Consider the following 16,464-nt stretch of genomic DNA (forward strand, 5'->3'; position numbering starts at 1 on the left):
GTTACGGATGTTTACTGAAACTGTCACGGAATTGTGGAGATTTGTGGCGGCGTGACCACGCGGCGTTGTCGACCGCCGTATTGTTGCGCGGCGCGTCAGCTCAGCGGCCGCCGCCGACGTCGAGCAGGGCGCCCGTCGTGTAGGAGGCCGTATCGCCGAGCAGCCAGACGATCGCCTCGGCGACTTCCTGCGCTTCGCCCGCGCGGCCGAGCGGCGTTTGCGCGCCGAGGCGGGCCGCACGGCCCGGCTGGCCGCCGCTTGCATGAATGTCGGTCTCGATCAGGCCGGGGCGTACCGCGTTGACGCGCACGCCGTGCGGGCCGAGTTCCTTGGCGAGGCCGATCGTCAGCGAATCGACCGCGCCTTTCGAGCCCGCGTAGTCGACGTACTCGTTCGGCGAGCCGAGCCGCGATGCGATCGACGACACGTTGACGATCGCGCCGCCGCGGCCGCCGCGGTCGGTCGACAGCCGGCGCGCGGCTTCGCGCGCGCACAGGTAGGCGCCGAGCACGTTGGTATCGAACATCCGCCGCAACCGGTCGACCGGCATGTCGGCGAGCGGCATCGACGGCGCGACGATGCCCGCGTTGTTGACGAGCGCGTCGAGGCGTCCGAACGCGGCCGCAACGGTATCGAACATCGCGACGACGTCCGCCTCGTTCGCGACATCGCCCGCGACGATGCACGCGCGGCCGCCCGCGTCGCGCACGGCCTGCGCGGTCAGTTCGGCCGCCGCCGCGTCGCGCGCGTAGTTGATGCCGACGTCCCAGCCGCGTTCGGCCGCGAGCACGGCGGTCGCGCGGCCGATGCCGCGGCTCGCGCCGGTGATGAGGACGGCCTTGCGGTCGGACGATGCGGTCATCGCGTGCGGGTTCCGGTGAGGGTCACTTCGCTGCGTCGGGCGCCCACTTGTCGCGGGCGGGCGGCTGGTAGCGGCGCAGCCGCTCGATCAGCGCGACGGGTTCGGATTCGACGCACAGCGCGTCGAAATAGGCCGGCCGCATGAAGCCTTCGTCGACCGTATGGCGCAGCAGCGCGATCAGCGGATCGTAGAACGAATCGATGTTGTAGAGCGCGACGGGCTTGCGGTGATAGCCGAGCTGCGCCCACGTGTAGACCTCGAAGAGCTCCTCGAGCGTGCCGGCGCCGCCGGGCATCGCGACGAACGCGTCGGAGAGGTCGGCCATCATTTTCTTGCGATGGTGCATGTCGGGCACGACGTGCAGTTCCGACAGCCCCGTATGGCCGACTTCCTTGTCGACGAGCAGCTCGGGGATCACGCCGACCGCACGGCCGCCGGCCGCCATCACTTCGTCGGCGATCACGCCCATCAGGCCGACGCGGCCGCCGCCGTACACGAGCGTGAGGCCCGCGTCGACGAGCGCGCGGCCGAACGCGCGCGCGGCATCGGCATAGACCGGCCGCACGCCGGACGACGAACCGCAGTAAACGCAGACTGCCTTCATTGCTTCGCGTCCTTGGCGGGAGCCTGCCCACCGGAGACGGGGCTGCCGGCCGGGCGCGGCGAACCGTCGCGCGGCGGCAGGTAGTCGGTGAACTGGCGCTTGGGCAGCTTGCCGGAGACGAGGTCGTCGAACAGCTGGCGCGAACGGCCGCGCAGGTACGGGGCCATGATCGAGATCACGTGCATGCTCACCTGGTGCAGCTCTTCGCGGATCGCGTCCTGGTCGTTGTATTTGCGCGGATGCATCACGTACTGATACGACAGCCAGTACGTCGAGATCACGGCCATGTTGGTGGCGATGACTTCGATCTCGGCGGGCGTCGCGACCATTTCGGCATCGGAGACGAGCAGCTCGCACATGTCGTGTGCGAAGCGCACCTTGTGGCTGATGATCTGCTTGAAGTGTGTCTCGAGCGTGCGGTTGCGTGCGAGCAGGTCGTTGAGGTCGCGATACAGGAACCGGTAGGTCCACATGAAATCGGCCATGTACTGCAGGTACGACCAGGTTTCGTCGATCGTCGGACGGTGATCTTCGGGGAAGCGCAGCCGCCGTTCGATCTGTTGCTCGAACTGCGCGAAGATGCTGTTGATGATGTCGTCCTTGTTGCGGAAATGGTAGTACAGGTTGCCTGGACTGATTTCCATTTCCTCGGCGATCGTCGTGGTGGTGACGTTCGGCTCGCCGATCTCGTTGAAGAGTTTCAACGACAACTCGAGAATCCGTTCGCGGGTGCGGCGGGGAGGTTTCGCTTCCATGTCGTCCGGCCCTGTGTGTGCCGGACTGGCGGGCGCTGCAATCGATGCTGCGTGATTCGTCCGGCGCGGGTTGCTGTTCTATGTCTAGCGGACGATTATAAACCGGGGTTTCGCCACATCGGGGCATTTCGTGATCGCGGCCCCGCGCGGCGCATGGTGCAGCGCCGCACGCGGGCAGCGGGAATGGCGCCGGGCGGTTGCCTAGAAGCCGAGCCAGCGTGCGACGACCGGCCCGAGCACGAAGCCCCAGGTCGTCACGCACGCGAACAGCGCGACCGTCACGGCCGCGCTGCCGAGGTCCTTCGCGCGTTTCGACAGTTCGTGACGTTCGAGCGAGATGCGGTCGATCGCGGCTTCGACGCTCGAGTTCAGCAGCTCGACGATCAGCACCAGCAGCACCGAGCCGATCAGCAGCGCGCGCGACGCGGCCGGCACCGGCGCGAATGCGCCGATCGGCAGCATCAGCGCGGCGAGCGTGAGCTCCTGGCGAAACGCGCTTTCCTCGCGGATCGCGACGCGAAACCCGTTCAACGAATGCTTGAGGGCGAACCACGCGCGCGTGATGCCGCGGTGGCGCTTGTACGGGTTCGGCGGCAGCGGCGCGAGCCGGTCGTCGGGGCCGAGCGGTTCGTGCGCGTCGGCGTGCGGCTCTTCCTCGTCGAACGGGCGGTGCCGCGGCGTCGCGGCGGGGGGCGGGATCTTGTCGTTCAGGTCTCGTTTCAAACGGCGGCACCTTCGGCTGGCGAGTACGCGGTCTTCGGCAGCGGCTTCAGATGCGACGCGAACTGCTCGGATGCCGCGCGCCACGAGAAGCGTTCGGCCCACGCGCGCGCAGTCGTGCGTTCGATCTTCAGCGCCTCGAGGCAGGCTTCCTGCAGATCCTCGTGCATCGCGCCGGCATTGCCTTCGCCGAGCACGTCGATCGGACCCGTGACGGGATACGCGGCCACCGGCGTGCCGCAGGCGAGGGCTTCGAGCAGCACGAGGCCGAACGTGTCGGTGCGACTCGGGAATACGAACACGTCGGCCGCAGCATACACCTTCGCGAGCTCTGCCTGTGACAGCACGCCGAGATAGTTCGCCTCCGGGTAGCGCGACTTCAGTTCCGCGAGCGCGGGGCCTTCGCCCGCGACCCACTTCGAGCCGGGCAGGTCGAGGCGCAGGAACGCCTCGACGTTCTTCTCGATCGCGACGCGGCCCACGTACAGGAAGATCGGCCGCGCGGTGTTGAGCACCTTCGACTCCATCGGCCGGAAGATGTCGAGGTCGACGCCGCGGGTCCACAGCACGACGTTCGTGAAGCCGAATTTCTCGAGGTCCTGCTTGACGACCGGGGTCGGCGCCATCACCGCGAGCGACGGGCCGTGGAACCAGTGCAGGAAGCGGTAGGTCGCCGCGAGCGGGATGCCGAAGCGCGCCTGCACGTATTCCGGAAAGCGCGTGTGATACGCGGTCGTGTACGGCAGCTTGCGGGCGCGCGCATAGCGCCGTGCGGCGAGGCCGAGCGGGCCTTCGGTCGCGATGTGCAGCGCGTCGGGTGCGAACGCATCGATCCTTGCGCGCAGCTTGCGGTACGGCAGGATCGACAGGCGGATCTCGGGGTAGGTCGGGCAGGGCACCGTGCGGAATTCCAGCGGCGTCAGCAGCTCGACGCGATGGCCGAGCGCCGTGAGTTCGCGCGACGTGCTCTTCAGCGTGCGCACGACGCCGTTGACCTGCGGTTCCCACGCGTCGGTGACGATCATGATCTTCATCGCGGCATGTCCTGTAAGTAGGGTTGTGTCAGGCAGCGGCCTTGGCCTTGCGCGACGTGGTCTCCGACGGTGCGGTGCGCATCACCGTCCAGTAGACGATCTTCAGTTCGCCTTCCATCGTTTCGACGAGCGCGGACAGGCTTTCGACCCAGTCGCCGTCGTTGCAGTACAGCACGCCGTCGATGTCGCGGATCTCGGCCTTGTGGATGTGGCCGCACACGACGCCGTCGCAGCCGCGGCGGCGCGCCTCGTCGGTCATCACGGTCTCGAACTGCGAGATGAAATTGACCGCGTTCTTGACCTGGTGCTTCAGGTACTGCGACAGCGACCAGTACTGGAAGCCGAGCCGGCTGCGGATCCGGTTGAACCAGCGGTTCAGCACGAGGATCAGCGTGTAGAGCGTGTCACCGAGGTACGCGAGCCATTTCGCGTGCTGGATCACGCCGTCGAACAGGTCGCCGTGCACGATCCACAAACGTTTGCCTGCGAGCGTCGTGTGAAATGCCTCGCCGCGCACCTGGATGTCGCCGAACGCGAGATCGCAGAACTGCCGCGCGCCTTCGTCGTGGTTGCCGGGGATGTAGACGACCTGCGTGCCCTTGCGCGCCTTGCGCAGGATCTTCTGCACGACGTCGTTGTGCGCCTGCGGCCAGTACCAGCCTTTCTTCAGCTGCCAGCCGTCGATGATGTCGCCGACGAGGTACAGGTATTCCGAATCGTTGTGACGCAGGAAATCCAGCAGGTAGGGCGCCTGACAGCCGCTCGAGCCGAGGTGGATGTCGGACAGCCAGATGGTGCGGTAGCGGTGGGCGGACGGCTCCGGGTCCTCGTGCTGGGTGGTGTGCGCAACGGGCGGCTTGTGCGACACCACGCCGTCGGTTGCCCCCGAGCCGGACAGGAACGCAGTGGCGGCGCGGGCGCCGATGGGGTGGCGAAACAGTGAGGTCGCGGACGTTTTCTGGCCCATGCATGACTCGCGCCGGTTGACATTACCGGCATTCCGCCATGCGGGCGTGACTGTGCCGTGACAGTCACGAGACGTTCTTATTACGACCGTCGAAGGGTGTTTAGCAGTGAATGAACGGGCGTTGCGTAACCTGTCGCACTGAACGCTCGGGGCGTGTCAGGCCAGGCTCCGCGGCTCGATGAGGGCGCCGGGCGAGGGGCTTTCGTCTGGTGAATGCGGCGACGCGTCAGCGTGGTATCGCGACGACGCGCGTGCGGGCGATCCGGTCGTGCGGGAACTGGCGTCCGGCGTGCAACCGGGCGGCGCCGGCCCACGCGACGACCCATGCGGCGGCGAGCGCAAGCGTGACGGGTACCGACAGGCCCAGGAGCGGATGCAGCGCGAGCGGCGGCAGGAACCACAGCCAGCCGAGCACGTAGCGGACGAGCGCGTGGCCGGCGCTCAACGGCCGGCCGTTCGCCGATTCGAGCCGCAGCCGCCAGGTTTTCATCGGCAGCGTCTGGCCGCCGTGTGTCCAGAACCAGACGAAATACGCGCCGACGACGAGCGCGATCCACGCGGCAAGCAGGTTGTGATGAACGAGGCCGTTGCGTTGCTGCGTCGCGAGGCTGAACGCGAGCCCCGCGAAGAACACGACGCCGAACAGCAGCACGCCTTCGTAGAGCAGTGCGGCGAGGCGCCGCCGCACGGACGGCGCGGCGGCCGGGGTCTCGGAAGCGCGGGCGTTCGCCACGGCCGCTCAGGAGCCCTTGAACAGCGAAGGCGCGTCGGCGGGCGACACCGGCGCCACGGCGGCCGGGGCCGATGCGGTGCCGGACGTCGACGACGCGGGCACCGGCTGCGCGGCGGCGCCGGTCGACGCGGGCGCCGGAGCGGCGGCCGCGCCGCTCGCCGGGTGTTCGTGCGAGTTGACGAGGCGGCGGACGTCGCGGTCCGCGACGGTCGGCGGCGCGCTGACGACGCTCGGCTTGCGGCGGCGCTCGGCGGCGGCAAGCCGTTCCTTCTGCTCCTCGGGGAGTTGCTGGTAGGCCTTCCATGCGCGCTCGCGCGCCTGCGCGGACAGCTCCTTCGCGCTCTGGTAGTTCTCGCGCGCGACGCGGCGCTGCTCGGGCGTCATCTTCGCCCACTCGGCCATGCGCTCCTGCAGGCGCTTCTGGTCATCCGGCGACAACTTCGCGAAACGCGATGCGATCTTCAGCCATTTTCGCTTGCGAGCATCGCTGAAGCCGTCCCACTGGTCGGCGAACGGCGCGAGGGCCGCGTGCTGCGCCGGCGTGAGGCGCGCCCACGCCAGCGGGCCGGCGGCGGCCGGCAGCGGCAAGGGCAGGGGCAGCGGGGGCAGTTCGGTGGTGAGTCCGGCCGCGGCCGATGCCGGCGCGGCAGGGTTGGCGGTCGCGACGGGCGTCGTCGCGGGGGCCGGGTGGAATCGGGGATACGTGGCGACGTAGGAAACGGCGATCGCGATCACGCATCCGAAAAATACGGCCAGGCCGCGCTTCTGACTCACCCGTACGATCCCCTCGTTATTGTCTGTTAGTGAGCGCGTGAAAGATACGCGTTGAACCCGTGGTCGAGATACGCGTTGAGCGGCAGGTCGTCGCTGAGCATCGCCGCGTCGATGTCGGCGAGTTCGGCGGTGCGCTGCATGTCTTCCCAGTACGCGATGCCGACGAGCCCCGCGAGCAGCAATGCGAGCGGCCACGCGCGCAGCAGGCGGCGCGCGAACGACGTCGGCCGGCGATTCGCGGGCGTCGGGCCGTAGGCACCGGCCGCGCCGGCGAAGGCCGGCACGAACACCGGCGCGGTCGCGGCTTCGGGCTTCTTGCGCGCGAGCGCGGCCCGGCGGGCGACGGCCAGCCGATCGGTGGTCGCGGCAGGCAGGGCGGCCGCGCGCTCGTCCAGCGCGCGGCGCACCTTCAGCGCGAATTCGTGTTCTCGGTTTGCGGAGCTCATAGCGTGATTCCTTTGGCCTTGAGCGCTTGCGCCAGGGTGTGAGTGGCTCGCGAGCAGTGCGTCTTCACGCTGCCCTCGGAGCACCCCATTGCGGCGGCAGTCTCGGCGACATCCATATCTTCCCAATAACGCATCAGGAACGCTTCCCGTTGACGCGTCGGAAGCTTCTGGATTTCTTCGTCGATCAGGGCCAGAACCTGCTCTCTTTCGAGGCGGTGTTCGCTGCTTTCGACGCCCGCGTTGTCATCCGCGGATTCGAGCGTTTCGAGCGGGTCGAAGTCGTCGTCGTCGGTGTTGTTCAGCGACGAGAAGAGCGTCACCCACGTATTGCGGACCTTCTGCCGGCGGAACCAGTCGTGGATCGCGTTCTGCAGGATCCGCTGAAACAGCAGCGGCAGCTCGGCCGACGGCCGGTCGCCGTACTTCTCCGCGAGCTTGATCATCGCGTCCTGCACGATGTCGAGCGATGCATCGTCGTCACGCACGGCGTACGCAGCCTGCTTGAACGCGCGCCTTTCGACGCCCGCCAGAAAGTCGGCGAGTTCCTTGTCTGATGCCATTCCGTGAAGGTATGCGCTGCGGCCCGCTGCGTGGTGTAAAAGGTCGAAAAATTTCGTAAAACCCGCGGATGCTATCAAATTTTCGCGCGGCTTGGCACCGGGTCGGGCGCCGCAGTTGCGCGCGAGCCGCGCCGGCGGGGCGCCGGGCGGCGCGCATGATGCGCTGCGGGATATTTTGCTTGACGGCCCCATCACGACCCGCTATCGTCAGCGATTCGCAACATGAAGTGATGGTCTCATTTGAGGCTGGCCCAAGAAGCCCGCCCTTCAAACTGGACGCGCCGCTTGAACCCGAGCCACAAGCCCGGCAGAGAGCACCCGATCAATTTTTTGCCGAAAATTCGAAAGGTCAAAATGAACATGCCCAGCGCGGAATTCTCCACGTCGGAACCCCTTTCCCCTCCCGATAGCGACTCCATCGGCGGCACCGTGCTCATGAAGGCACTGGCCGACGAAAACGTCGAATTCATCTGGGGCTACCCCGGCGGCTCGGTTCTCTACATCTACGACGAGCTGTACAAGCAGGACAAGATTCAGCACGTGCTGGTGCGCCATGAACAGGCGGCCGTGCACGCAGCCGATGCGTATGCGCGCTCCACCGGCAACGTCGGCGTCTGCCTCGTGACGTCGGGCCCCGGTGTCACCAACGCGGTGACCGGCATCGCAACGGCCTACATGGATTCGATCCCGATGGTCGTGATCAGCGGCCAGGTGCCGACGGCCGCGATCGGTCAGGATGCGTTCCAGGAATGCGACACCGTCGGCATCACGCGTCCGTGCGTGAAGCACAACTTCCTCGTGAAGGACGTGCGCGACCTCGCGGAAACCGTCAAGAAGGCGTTCTATATCGCCCGCACCGGCCGTCCGGGCCCGGTGCTGATCGACATCCCGAAGGACATCTCGAAGACGCCGTGCCAGTACGAGCCGATCAAGAGCGTGTCGCTGCGTTCGTACAACCCCGTCACGAAGGGCCATTCGGGTCAGATCCGCAAGGCCGTGTCGCTGCTGCTGACGGCGAAGCGTCCGTACATCTACACGGGGGGCGGCATCATCCTCGCCGACGCGTCGCGTGAACTGAACCAGTTCGCGGACCTGCTCGGCTACCCGGTCACGAACACGCTGATGGGCCTCGGCGGCTATCGCGCGTCGGACAAGAAATTCCTCGGCATGCTCGGCATGCACGGCACCTACGAAGCGAACATGGCGATGCAGCACTGCGACGTGCTGATCGCGATCGGCGCCCGCTTCGACGACCGCGTGATCGGCGACCCGGCGCACTTCGCGTCGCGCCCGCGCAAGATCATTCACATCGACATCGACCCGTCGTCGATCTCGAAGCGCGTGAAGGTCGACATCCCGATCGTCGGCGACGTGAAGGAAGTGCTGAAGGAGCTGATCGAGCAGTTGCAGACGGCCGAGCATGGCCCCGACACCGAAGCGCTCGCGCAATGGTGGAAGGACATCGAAGGCTGGCGCGCGAAGGACTGCCTGAAGTACGACCGCGAAAGTGAGATCATCAAGCCGCAGTACGTGGTCGAGAAGGCGTGGGAGCTGACGGACGGCAATGCGTTCGTGTGCTCGGACGTCGGCCAGCACCAGATGTGGGCCGCGCAGTTCTACCGTTTCAACAAGCCGCGTCGCTGGATCAACTCCGGCGGCCTCGGCACGATGGGCTTCGGCCTGCCGGCGGCGATGGGCGTCAAGATGGCCCATCCGGACGACGACGTGCTGTGCATCACGGGCGAAGGCTCGATCCAGATGTGCATCCAGGAACTGTCGACCTGCCTGCAGTACGACACGCCCGTGAAGATCATTTCGCTGAACAACCGCTACCTCGGCATGGTCCGCCAGTGGCAGCAGATCGAATACAGCAAGCGCTATTCGCATTCGTACATGGATGCGCTGCCGGATTTCGTGAAGCTTGCCGAAGCGTACGGCCATGTCGGCATGCGGATCGAAAAGACTTCGGATGTGGAGCCGGCGCTGAAGGAAGCGCTGCGCCTGAAGGACCGCACCGTGTTTCTCGACTTCCAGACCGATCCGACCGAAAACGTCTGGCCGATGGTACAGGCCGGCAAGGGCATCACCGAGATGCTGCTCGGATCGGAAGATCTGTAACGGCGCGACGCGCGCCCGGCCCGATGCGGCCGCCTTCACGAAGGGCGGTGCGGCACGCGGCGGCGCGCGGCGCGAGTGAATCGACACGGACACATTCTGGAAGAAGCGAACATGAGACACATCATTTCCGTCCTGCTGGAGAACGAACCGGGCGCGCTGTCGCGCGTGGTCGGCCTGTTTTCCGCACGCGGCTACAACATCGAAACCTTGACGGTGGCGCCGACCGAAGATCAATCGCTGTCGCGGCTCACCATCGTTTCCATTGGCTCCGACGACGTGATCGAACAGATCACGAAGCATCTGAACCGCCTTATCGAGGTGGTGAAAGTGGTGGACCTGACCGACGGTGCACACATCGAACGCGAGCTGATGCTGATCAAGGTACGTGCAGTGGGCAAGGAGCGCGAAGAAATGAAGCGGATGTCGGACATTTTCCGCGGCCGCATCATCGACGTGACCGAGAAGACCTACACGATCGAATTGACGGGCGCGAGCGACAAGCTCGACGCATTCATCCAGGGGCTGGACGCGGGCGCGATCCTCGAGACCGTGCGCACCGGCAGCTCCGGCATCGGACGCGGCGAGCGCATCCTGAAGGTGTGATGCCGACATAGCCAAAGAGGCACGCCGGGTGCGCCGTCATGTCCCGGCCCGCAGTACTCCATCCGAACGAATTATTGAATTTTTTGAATTAGCGAAGGAACCATCATGAACGTTTTCTACGACAAAGACGCTGACCTCTCCCTCATCAAGGGCAAGCAAGTCACGATCATCGGCTACGGCTCGCAAGGCCATGCACACGCGCTGAACCTGAAGGACAGCGGCGTGAACGTGACGGTCGGCCTGCGCAAGGGCGGCGCGTCGTGGAGCAAGGCCGAGAACGCCGGCCTGTCGGTCAAGGAAGTCGCGGAAGCGGTGAAGGGCGCGGACGTCGTCATGATGCTGCTGCCGGACGAGCAGATCGCCGACGTGTACGCGAAGGAAGTCCACGCGAACATCAAGCAGGGCGCGGCGCTCGCGTTCGCGCACGGCTTCAACGTCCACTACGGCGCGGTGATCCCGCGCGCCGACCTCGACGTGATCATGATCGCGCCGAAGGCACCGGGCCACACCGTGCGCGGCACGTACTCGCAAGGTGGCGGCGTGCCGCACCTGATCGCGGTTGCGCAGAACAAGTCGGGCGCGGCGCGCGACATCGCGCTGTCGTACGCGGCAGCGAACGGCGGCGGCCGTGCCGGCATCATCGAGACGAACTTCCGTGAAGAAACCGAAACCGACCTGTTCGGCGAGCAGGCCGTGCTGTGCGGCGGTACGGTCGAGCTGATCAAGGCAGGTTTCGAGACGCTGGTCGAAGCCGGCTACGCGCCGGAAATGGCGTACTTCGAGTGCCTGCACGAACTGAAGCTGATCGTCGACCTGATCTACGAAGGCGGCATCGCGAACATGAACTACTCGATCTCGAACAACGCCGAGTACGGCGAGTACGTGACGGGCCCGCGCATCGTCACGGAAGAGACGAAGAAGGCGATGAAGCAGTGCCTGACCGACATCCAGACGGGCGAGTACGCGAAGAGCTTCATTCTCGAGAACAAGGCAGGCGCCCCGACGCTGCAGTCGCGCCGCCGCCTGACGGCCGAGCACCAGATCGAGCAGGTCGGTGCGAAGCTGCGTGCGATGATGCCGTGGATCGCGAAGAACAAGCTCGTCGACCAGACGAAGAACTGAGCATCCCGTGCTGTTCCGGCCCTTCGAGCGAAGGGCCGGCATCAAAAAGCCGTCCGAAGGCAGCAGTGCCCCGGGCGGCTTTTGTTATGCTACGGGCTTTGCAATTCACCGAACACAGAACGAATCCATGAACTATCCTCATCCGATCATCGCGCGCGAAGGCTGGCCGTTCATCGCGATTGCAGCCGTCATCGCGCTGTTGATCCATGCCGTCGGGGGCTTCGGCTTCGCGTGGCCGTTCTGGCTGCTGCTCGTCTTCGTCGTCCAGTTCTTCCGTGACCCGCAGCGCCCGATCCCGGCGCAGCCGAACGCGGTGCTGTGCCCGGCGGACGGCCGCATCGTCGCGGTCGAGACCGCGCAGGATCCGTACGCGAACCGCGAAGCGCTGAAGATCAGCGTGTTCATGAATGTCTTCAATGTCCATTCGCAGCGCTCGCCGGTCGATGGCGCGATCAGCAAGGTCGAGTACTTCCCGGGCGCGTTCCTGAACGCGGCGATCGACAAGGCGTCGACCGAGAACGAGCGCAATGCGGTCGTGATCCAGACGGCGAGCGGCAAGACCGTCACCTCGGTGCAGATCGCCGGCCTGATCGCGCGCCGGATCCTCTGCTACGTGCGCGCCGGCGAGCCGCTGTCGCGCGGCCAGCGCTACGGTTTCATCCGCTTCGGTTCGCGCGTCGACGTGTACCTGCCGCTCGGCAGCCGCGCGAAGGTGTCGATCGGCGAGAAGGTCTACGCGTCGTCGACGATCCTCGCCGAGCTCGAGCAGTAAGCGGCGGGGCGCACGATGGCCGCATTCAAACCGCGTCGGCCGCGCAACGGCTCCGGCCAGACGCCACGCCCGTTCCGCCGCAACAAGGTGATGGCGCCCGATCCGGCGCCGCTCGAAAGCCGCCGCGCCGCGCGCCAGCGGTTCCTGAAGACGCGCGGCATCTATCTGCTGCCGAACGCATTCACGACCGCCGCGCTGTTCTGCGGCTTCTTCGCGGTCGTGCAGGCGATGAACGTGCGCTTCGAGATCGCCGCGATCGCGATTTTCGTCGCGATGGTGCTCGACGGGATGGACGGGCGCGTCGCGCGCATGACCCATACGCAGAGCGCGTTCGGCGAGCAGTTCGACAGCCTGTCGGACATGGTGTCGTTCGGCGTCGCGCCCGCGCTCGTGATGTACGAGTGGGTACTGAAGGATCTGGGCCGCTGGGGCTGGCTCGCCGCGTTCGTCTATTGCTCGGGCGCCGCGCTGCGCCTCGCGCGCTTCAACACGAACATCGGCGTGGTCGACAAGCGCTTCTTCCAGGGGCTGCCGAGCCCGGCCGCCGCCGCGCTGATCGCGGGCTTCGTGTGGCTCGCGACCGACAACCGCGTGCCGATGAAGCTCGGCTGGCTGCCGTGGGTCGCGTTCGCGCTGACGATCTACGCGGGCGTGACGATGGTGTCGAACGCGCCGTTCTACAGCGGCAAGGCGCTCGACGTGCGGCACCGTGTGCCGTTCGCGGCCATCCTGCTCGTCGTGGTCGCGTTCGTGCTCGTGTCGTCCGATCCGCCGCTGATGCTGTTCTGCCTGTTCGTGTTGTACGGGCTGTCCGGCTACGTGTTCTGGGCCTACCAGGCCATCCGCGGGCGCGCCAATCCGGCGCGCTCGTCGCAGCGCGATCACTGACTCCGGCGCGCGATTTGCCCGAAAACGGCGGCCTCGGGGCCGCCGTTTTCATGTGCCCCTTTTTCGAGCCGGGGGCGCGTCGATCCCCGGGTGCCGTCCGATTGCGCGGCCAACCGAATGTCGCTATAGTCTTTGGCATGACTGCATTTCCCCGCCTCTCCCTCCTTCTAGCCGGTGCGCCGCTACGCGCGCCAGCTTTGGCGCGCCTGCCGCGCTGACCGTTCTCGCCCTCCGTCTCAAGCCTCGTCTGTTGTTGAGCGTCGCCAGCGGTGGCGCGATCTCGTTACGTTTGACTTCCGTATAAAAGAGCCCTGGAGCCCCCCATGACAGACAAGCTGATCATTTTCGATACGACGTTGCGTGACGGCGAGCAATCGCCCGGTGCATCGATGACGAAGGAAGAGAAAATCCGTATCGCGAAGAATCTCGAGCGGATGAAGGTCGACGTGATCGAGGCCGGCTTCGCCGCCAGCTCGAACGGCGATTTCGACGCGATCCACACGATCGCCGGTCTCGTGAAGGACAGCACGATCTGCTCGCTGGCGCGGGCCAACGACAAGGACATCCAGCGCGCGGCCGACGCGCTGAAGCCGGCCAACAGCTTCCGGATCCACACGTTCATCGCGACGTCGCCGCTGCACATGGAGAAGAAGCTGCGGATGACGCCCGACCAGGTGTTCGAGCAGGCGCGCCTCGCGGTGCGTTTCGCACGCAAGTTCACCGACAACGTCGAGTTCTCGCCGGAAGACGGCAGCCGCTCGGACATGGATTTCCTGTGCCGCGTGCTGGAAGCCGTGATCGCGGAAGGCGCGACGACGATCAACATCGCCGATACGGTCGGCTACGGCGTGCCGGAACTCTACGGCAACCTCGTGAAGACGCTGCGCGAGCGCATTCCGAACTCGGACAAGGCGATCTTTTCGGTGCACTGCCACAACGATCTCGGGATGGCGGTCGCGAACTCGCTCGCCGGCGTGAAGATCGGCGGCGCGCGTCAGGTCGAGTGCACGATCAACGGTCTCGGCGAGCGCGCGGGCAATACGTCGCTCGAGGAAATCGTGATGGCCGTGAAGACCCGCAAGGACTATTTCGGCCTCGACGTCGGCATCGACACGTCGCAGATCGTGCCGACGTCGAAGCTCGTGTCGCAGATCACCGGCTTCGTCGTGCAGCCGAACAAGGCGGTGGTCGGCGCGAACGCATTCGCGCACGCGTCGGGCATTCACCAGGACGGCGTGCTGAAGGCGCGCGACACCTACGAGATCATGCGCGCGGAAGACGTGGGCTGGACCGCGAACAAGATCGTGCTCGGCAAGTTGTCGGGCCGCAACGCGTTCAAGCAGCGCCTGCAGGAGCTCGGCGTGTCGCTCGACAGCGAAGCGGAATTGAATGCCGCGTTCATGCGCTTCAAGGATCTGGCCGACCGCAAGGCGGAGATCTTCGACGAGGACATCATCGCGATCGTGTCCGAGGAGTCGGCGCTCGCGCAGGAGCAGGAGCACTTCAAGTTCGTGTCGCTGTCGCAGCGTTCGGAAACGGGCGAGCAGCCGCAGGCGAAGGTCGTGTTCGCGGTCGAAGGCAAGGAAGTGACCGGCGAGGCGCGCGGCAACGGCCCGGTCGATGCGACGTTCAATGCGATCGAGGGTGAGGTCGGCAGCGGGTCCGAGCTGCTGCTGTACTCGGTGAACGCGATCACGACCGGCACGCAGGCGCAGGGCGAAGTGACCGTCCGGCTGTCGAAGAGCGGGCGGATCGTCAACGGCGTCGGCACCGATCCGGATATCGTCGCCGCGTCCGCGAAGGCGTACATTTCCGCGCTGAACAAGCTGCACTCGAAGGACGACAAGGTCAACCCGCAGCGCTCGTAAGCGCCGCGCGTCACGTTGCTCGAAACGCCCCGTGCGGCCCTGCGCCGCCGGGGCGTTTTTTCATCGGCCGCTCATTCGGCGGCCGGCGCGCGGAACAGCCAGCGGCGCGCCGCCGCGCGTGGCGCCGGCTGACGCCGGCGGAACTCGACCGCGATCCCGCGCCGCGGCGCATCGGCGACGAACGCATCGAGCAGTTCGAGCACGTCGTGATCGATGTAGTCGGCGCGCGTCGCGTCGATGATCACCGCCGCGCGGTCCGGAATGTGCCGCAGATGGTGCTTGACCTGTACCTTGCCCAGAAACGACACGTCCTTGCGGAACGACAGCAGGAAGTGGTCGTCATGCTGCGCGAGCGTGACGGGGCTCTTCAGGTTCGCGACGGCGACGGCGAGCACGCTGCACGCGAGGCCGAGCGCGATGCCGAACAGCAGGTCGACCGCCAGCACGCCGACGATCGTCGCGGCGAACGGCACGAACGCGGCCGGCCCCTGTTTCATCACCGAGCGGAACAGCGCCGGCTTCGCCAGCTTGAAGCCCGTGTGGATCAGGATCGCGGCGAGGCTCGCGAGCGGGATCAGGTTGATCAGCCCGGTGAGCGCGAACACGCTGGCGAGCAGCAGCACCCCGTGGACGATCGCCGACATCCGGCTTTGCGCGCCCGCGTTGACGTTCACCGAGCTGCGCACGATCACCGACGTGATCGGCAGGCCGCCGACCGCGCCCGCGACGAGATTGCCGACGCCCTGGGCCTTCAGTTCGCGGTCGGGTTGCACCGGCCGGCGCTTCGGGTCGATCTGTTCGACCGCTTCGAGGCTCAGCAGGGTTTCGAGACTGGCGACGACCGCGAGCGTGATCGCGACGCGCCACACGTCCGGATTGACGAGCTGCGCGAAGTTGGGGCCGAGCTCCGCGTGCTTGAGCGATGCCGCGAAGGCGGTGAACGATCCGAGTTCGGGCAAGGTGACGCGGTGGGCGGCGCCTGGCGCGACCGCGGGCGCGACGACACCCAGCACCAGCGTCGCGCCGATGCCGAGCACGACCACCGCGAGCGGCGCGGGCACCGAGCGCACCAGCGCGAAGCGGCGCAGCGCGGGGGTGTCCCATGCCACCAGCAGCGCGAGCGACGCGAGCGCGATGGCCGTGGCGGCCCATGCGACCGGCAGCCCCGGCCAGTTCGCAAACGATTGCGCGGCCGAGCCGCCAATGCCGAAGGCGAACGGAATCTGCTTCACGATCAGCAGCAGGCCGATCGCGGCGAGCATGCCCTTGATGACGGGCGACGGCACGTAGGCGGCGAAGCGGCCGGCGCGCAGCATGCCGAAGCCGAACTGCAGCACGCCGGACAGCAGCACCGCGAGCAGGAACGCGGAGAAGCTGCCGAGTTGCGCGATCCCTTCGACGACGATCACGACGAGGCCGGCGGCCGGTCCGCTGACGGACAGCGACGAGCCGCTCAGCAGCGCGACGACGATGCCGCCGACGATGCCCGACACGAGCCCGGCGAACGGCTCGACGCCGGAGGCGTTGGCGATACCGAGGCAGAGCGGTAGCGCAACGAGGAAAACGACGATGCCGGCGACGATGTCGCGCGGCAGGGTGGACAGGCGCTCGTTCAGTTTCATGGTTGGGGTGGTTTCG

At 66.6% G+C, this 16,464-nt stretch carries 17 protein-coding genes; 6 read left to right on the top strand and 11 right to left on the bottom strand.

Annotation, left to right across the window (positions count from 1 at the left end; all coding sequences use genetic code 11):
• Positions 1-100: 100 nt before the first annotated feature.
• From DFS13_RS14625 to DFS13_RS14670, 10 genes are all read right to left on the bottom strand, one after another.
• A complete protein-coding gene (locus DFS13_RS14625; protein ID WP_006488202.1) occupies positions 101-862 on the bottom strand; it encodes an SDR family oxidoreductase in 762 nt (253 codons plus the stop codon).
• 22 nt (positions 863-884) lie between these two features.
• Complete coding sequence (locus tag DFS13_RS14630) at positions 885-1,466, bottom strand: TIGR00730 family Rossman fold protein (RefSeq protein WP_006497020.1); 582 nt, start codon at positions 1,464-1,466, stop codon at positions 885-887.
• Positions 1,463-2,221, bottom strand: a complete 759-nt coding sequence (locus DFS13_RS14635) for a TetR/AcrR family transcriptional regulator (protein WP_006488215.1) — start codon at positions 2,219-2,221, stop codon at positions 1,463-1,465. Before DFS13_RS14635 ends, DFS13_RS14630 begins: the two co-directional genes overlap by 4 nt.
• A 201-nt stretch (positions 2,222-2,422) precedes the next feature.
• Positions 2,423-2,944 carry a diacylglycerol kinase gene (locus DFS13_RS14640; protein WP_111441845.1) on the bottom strand — a complete coding sequence of 174 codons (522 nt, stop codon included), beginning with the start codon at positions 2,942-2,944 and terminating at the stop codon, positions 2,423-2,425.
• Positions 2,941-3,975, bottom strand: a complete 1,035-nt coding sequence (locus DFS13_RS14645; RefSeq protein WP_006488194.1) for a glycosyltransferase family 1 protein — start codon at positions 3,973-3,975, stop codon at positions 2,941-2,943. Before DFS13_RS14645 ends, DFS13_RS14640 begins: the two co-directional genes overlap by 4 nt.
• A gap of 28 nt (positions 3,976-4,003) precedes the next feature.
• Entirely contained in the window at positions 4,004-4,942 is a 939-nt protein-coding gene (locus DFS13_RS14650; protein ID WP_006478246.1) for a UDP-2,3-diacylglucosamine diphosphatase, read from the bottom strand.
• 226 nt (positions 4,943-5,168) lie between these two features.
• On the bottom strand, positions 5,169-5,675 hold the full coding sequence (locus DFS13_RS14655) for an RDD family protein (protein ID WP_006488204.1): 507 nt from the start codon (positions 5,673-5,675) through the stop codon (positions 5,169-5,171).
• A 6-nt stretch (positions 5,676-5,681) separates the two neighbouring features.
• Entirely contained in the window at positions 5,682-6,449 is a 768-nt protein-coding gene (locus DFS13_RS14660; RefSeq protein WP_020979871.1) for a DUF3106 domain-containing protein, read from the bottom strand.
• A gap of 26 nt (positions 6,450-6,475) precedes the next feature.
• A complete protein-coding gene (locus DFS13_RS14665) occupies positions 6,476-6,895 on the bottom strand; it encodes a DUF3619 family protein (RefSeq protein ID WP_006497015.1) in 420 nt (139 codons plus the stop codon).
• Entirely contained in the window at positions 6,892-7,455 is a 564-nt protein-coding gene (locus tag DFS13_RS14670) for an RNA polymerase sigma factor (protein WP_006491033.1), read from the bottom strand. Before DFS13_RS14670 ends, DFS13_RS14665 begins: the two co-directional genes overlap by 4 nt.
• A gap of 354 nt (positions 7,456-7,809) precedes the next feature.
• Here DFS13_RS14670 and DFS13_RS14675 point away from each other — a divergent pair, with 354 nt between their 5' ends.
• The 6 genes from DFS13_RS14675 to DFS13_RS14705 all read left to right on the top strand — a co-directional run bounded on the left by DFS13_RS14675 (position 7,810) and on the right by DFS13_RS14705 (position 14,826).
• Positions 7,810-9,573: an acetolactate synthase 3 catalytic subunit gene (locus tag DFS13_RS14675; RefSeq protein WP_012492736.1), complete on the top strand. Its 1,764-nt coding sequence runs from the start codon at positions 7,810-7,812 to the stop codon at positions 9,571-9,573.
• Between the two features lie 111 nt (positions 9,574-9,684).
• Positions 9,685-10,176, top strand: a complete 492-nt coding sequence (ilvN, locus tag DFS13_RS14680) for an acetolactate synthase small subunit (RefSeq protein WP_006398781.1) — start codon at positions 9,685-9,687, stop codon at positions 10,174-10,176.
• Between the two features lie 105 nt (positions 10,177-10,281).
• A complete protein-coding gene (gene ilvC, locus DFS13_RS14685) occupies positions 10,282-11,298 on the top strand; it encodes a ketol-acid reductoisomerase (RefSeq protein WP_006491032.1) in 1,017 nt (338 codons plus the stop codon).
• A gap of 127 nt (positions 11,299-11,425) precedes the next feature.
• Positions 11,426-12,070, top strand: a complete 645-nt coding sequence (locus DFS13_RS14690) for a phosphatidylserine decarboxylase (protein WP_006491035.1) — start codon at positions 11,426-11,428, stop codon at positions 12,068-12,070.
• Positions 12,071-12,085: 15 nt separating this feature from the next.
• Positions 12,086-12,958 carry a CDP-diacylglycerol--serine O-phosphatidyltransferase gene (pssA, locus tag DFS13_RS14695; RefSeq protein ID WP_006491034.1) on the top strand — a complete coding sequence of 291 codons (873 nt, stop codon included), beginning with the start codon at positions 12,086-12,088 and terminating at the stop codon, positions 12,956-12,958.
• Between the two features lie 323 nt (positions 12,959-13,281).
• Positions 13,282-14,826, top strand: a complete 1,545-nt coding sequence (locus DFS13_RS14705; RefSeq protein WP_006491031.1) for a 2-isopropylmalate synthase — start codon at positions 13,282-13,284, stop codon at positions 14,824-14,826.
• A 71-nt stretch (positions 14,827-14,897) separates the two neighbouring features.
• Here DFS13_RS14705 and DFS13_RS14710 read toward each other — a convergent pair whose 3' ends face one another.
• Positions 14,898-16,448, bottom strand: coding sequence for a SulP family inorganic anion transporter (locus tag DFS13_RS14710; protein WP_034201504.1), 1,551 nt, complete (start codon positions 16,446-16,448; stop codon positions 14,898-14,900).
• Positions 16,449-16,464: the final 16 nt, after the last annotated feature.

Origin of the sequence: Burkholderia sp. 28_3 (assembly GCF_003253915.1) — a bacterium.
Classification (GTDB): Bacteria; Pseudomonadota; Gammaproteobacteria; order Burkholderiales; family Burkholderiaceae; genus Burkholderia; species Burkholderia cenocepacia.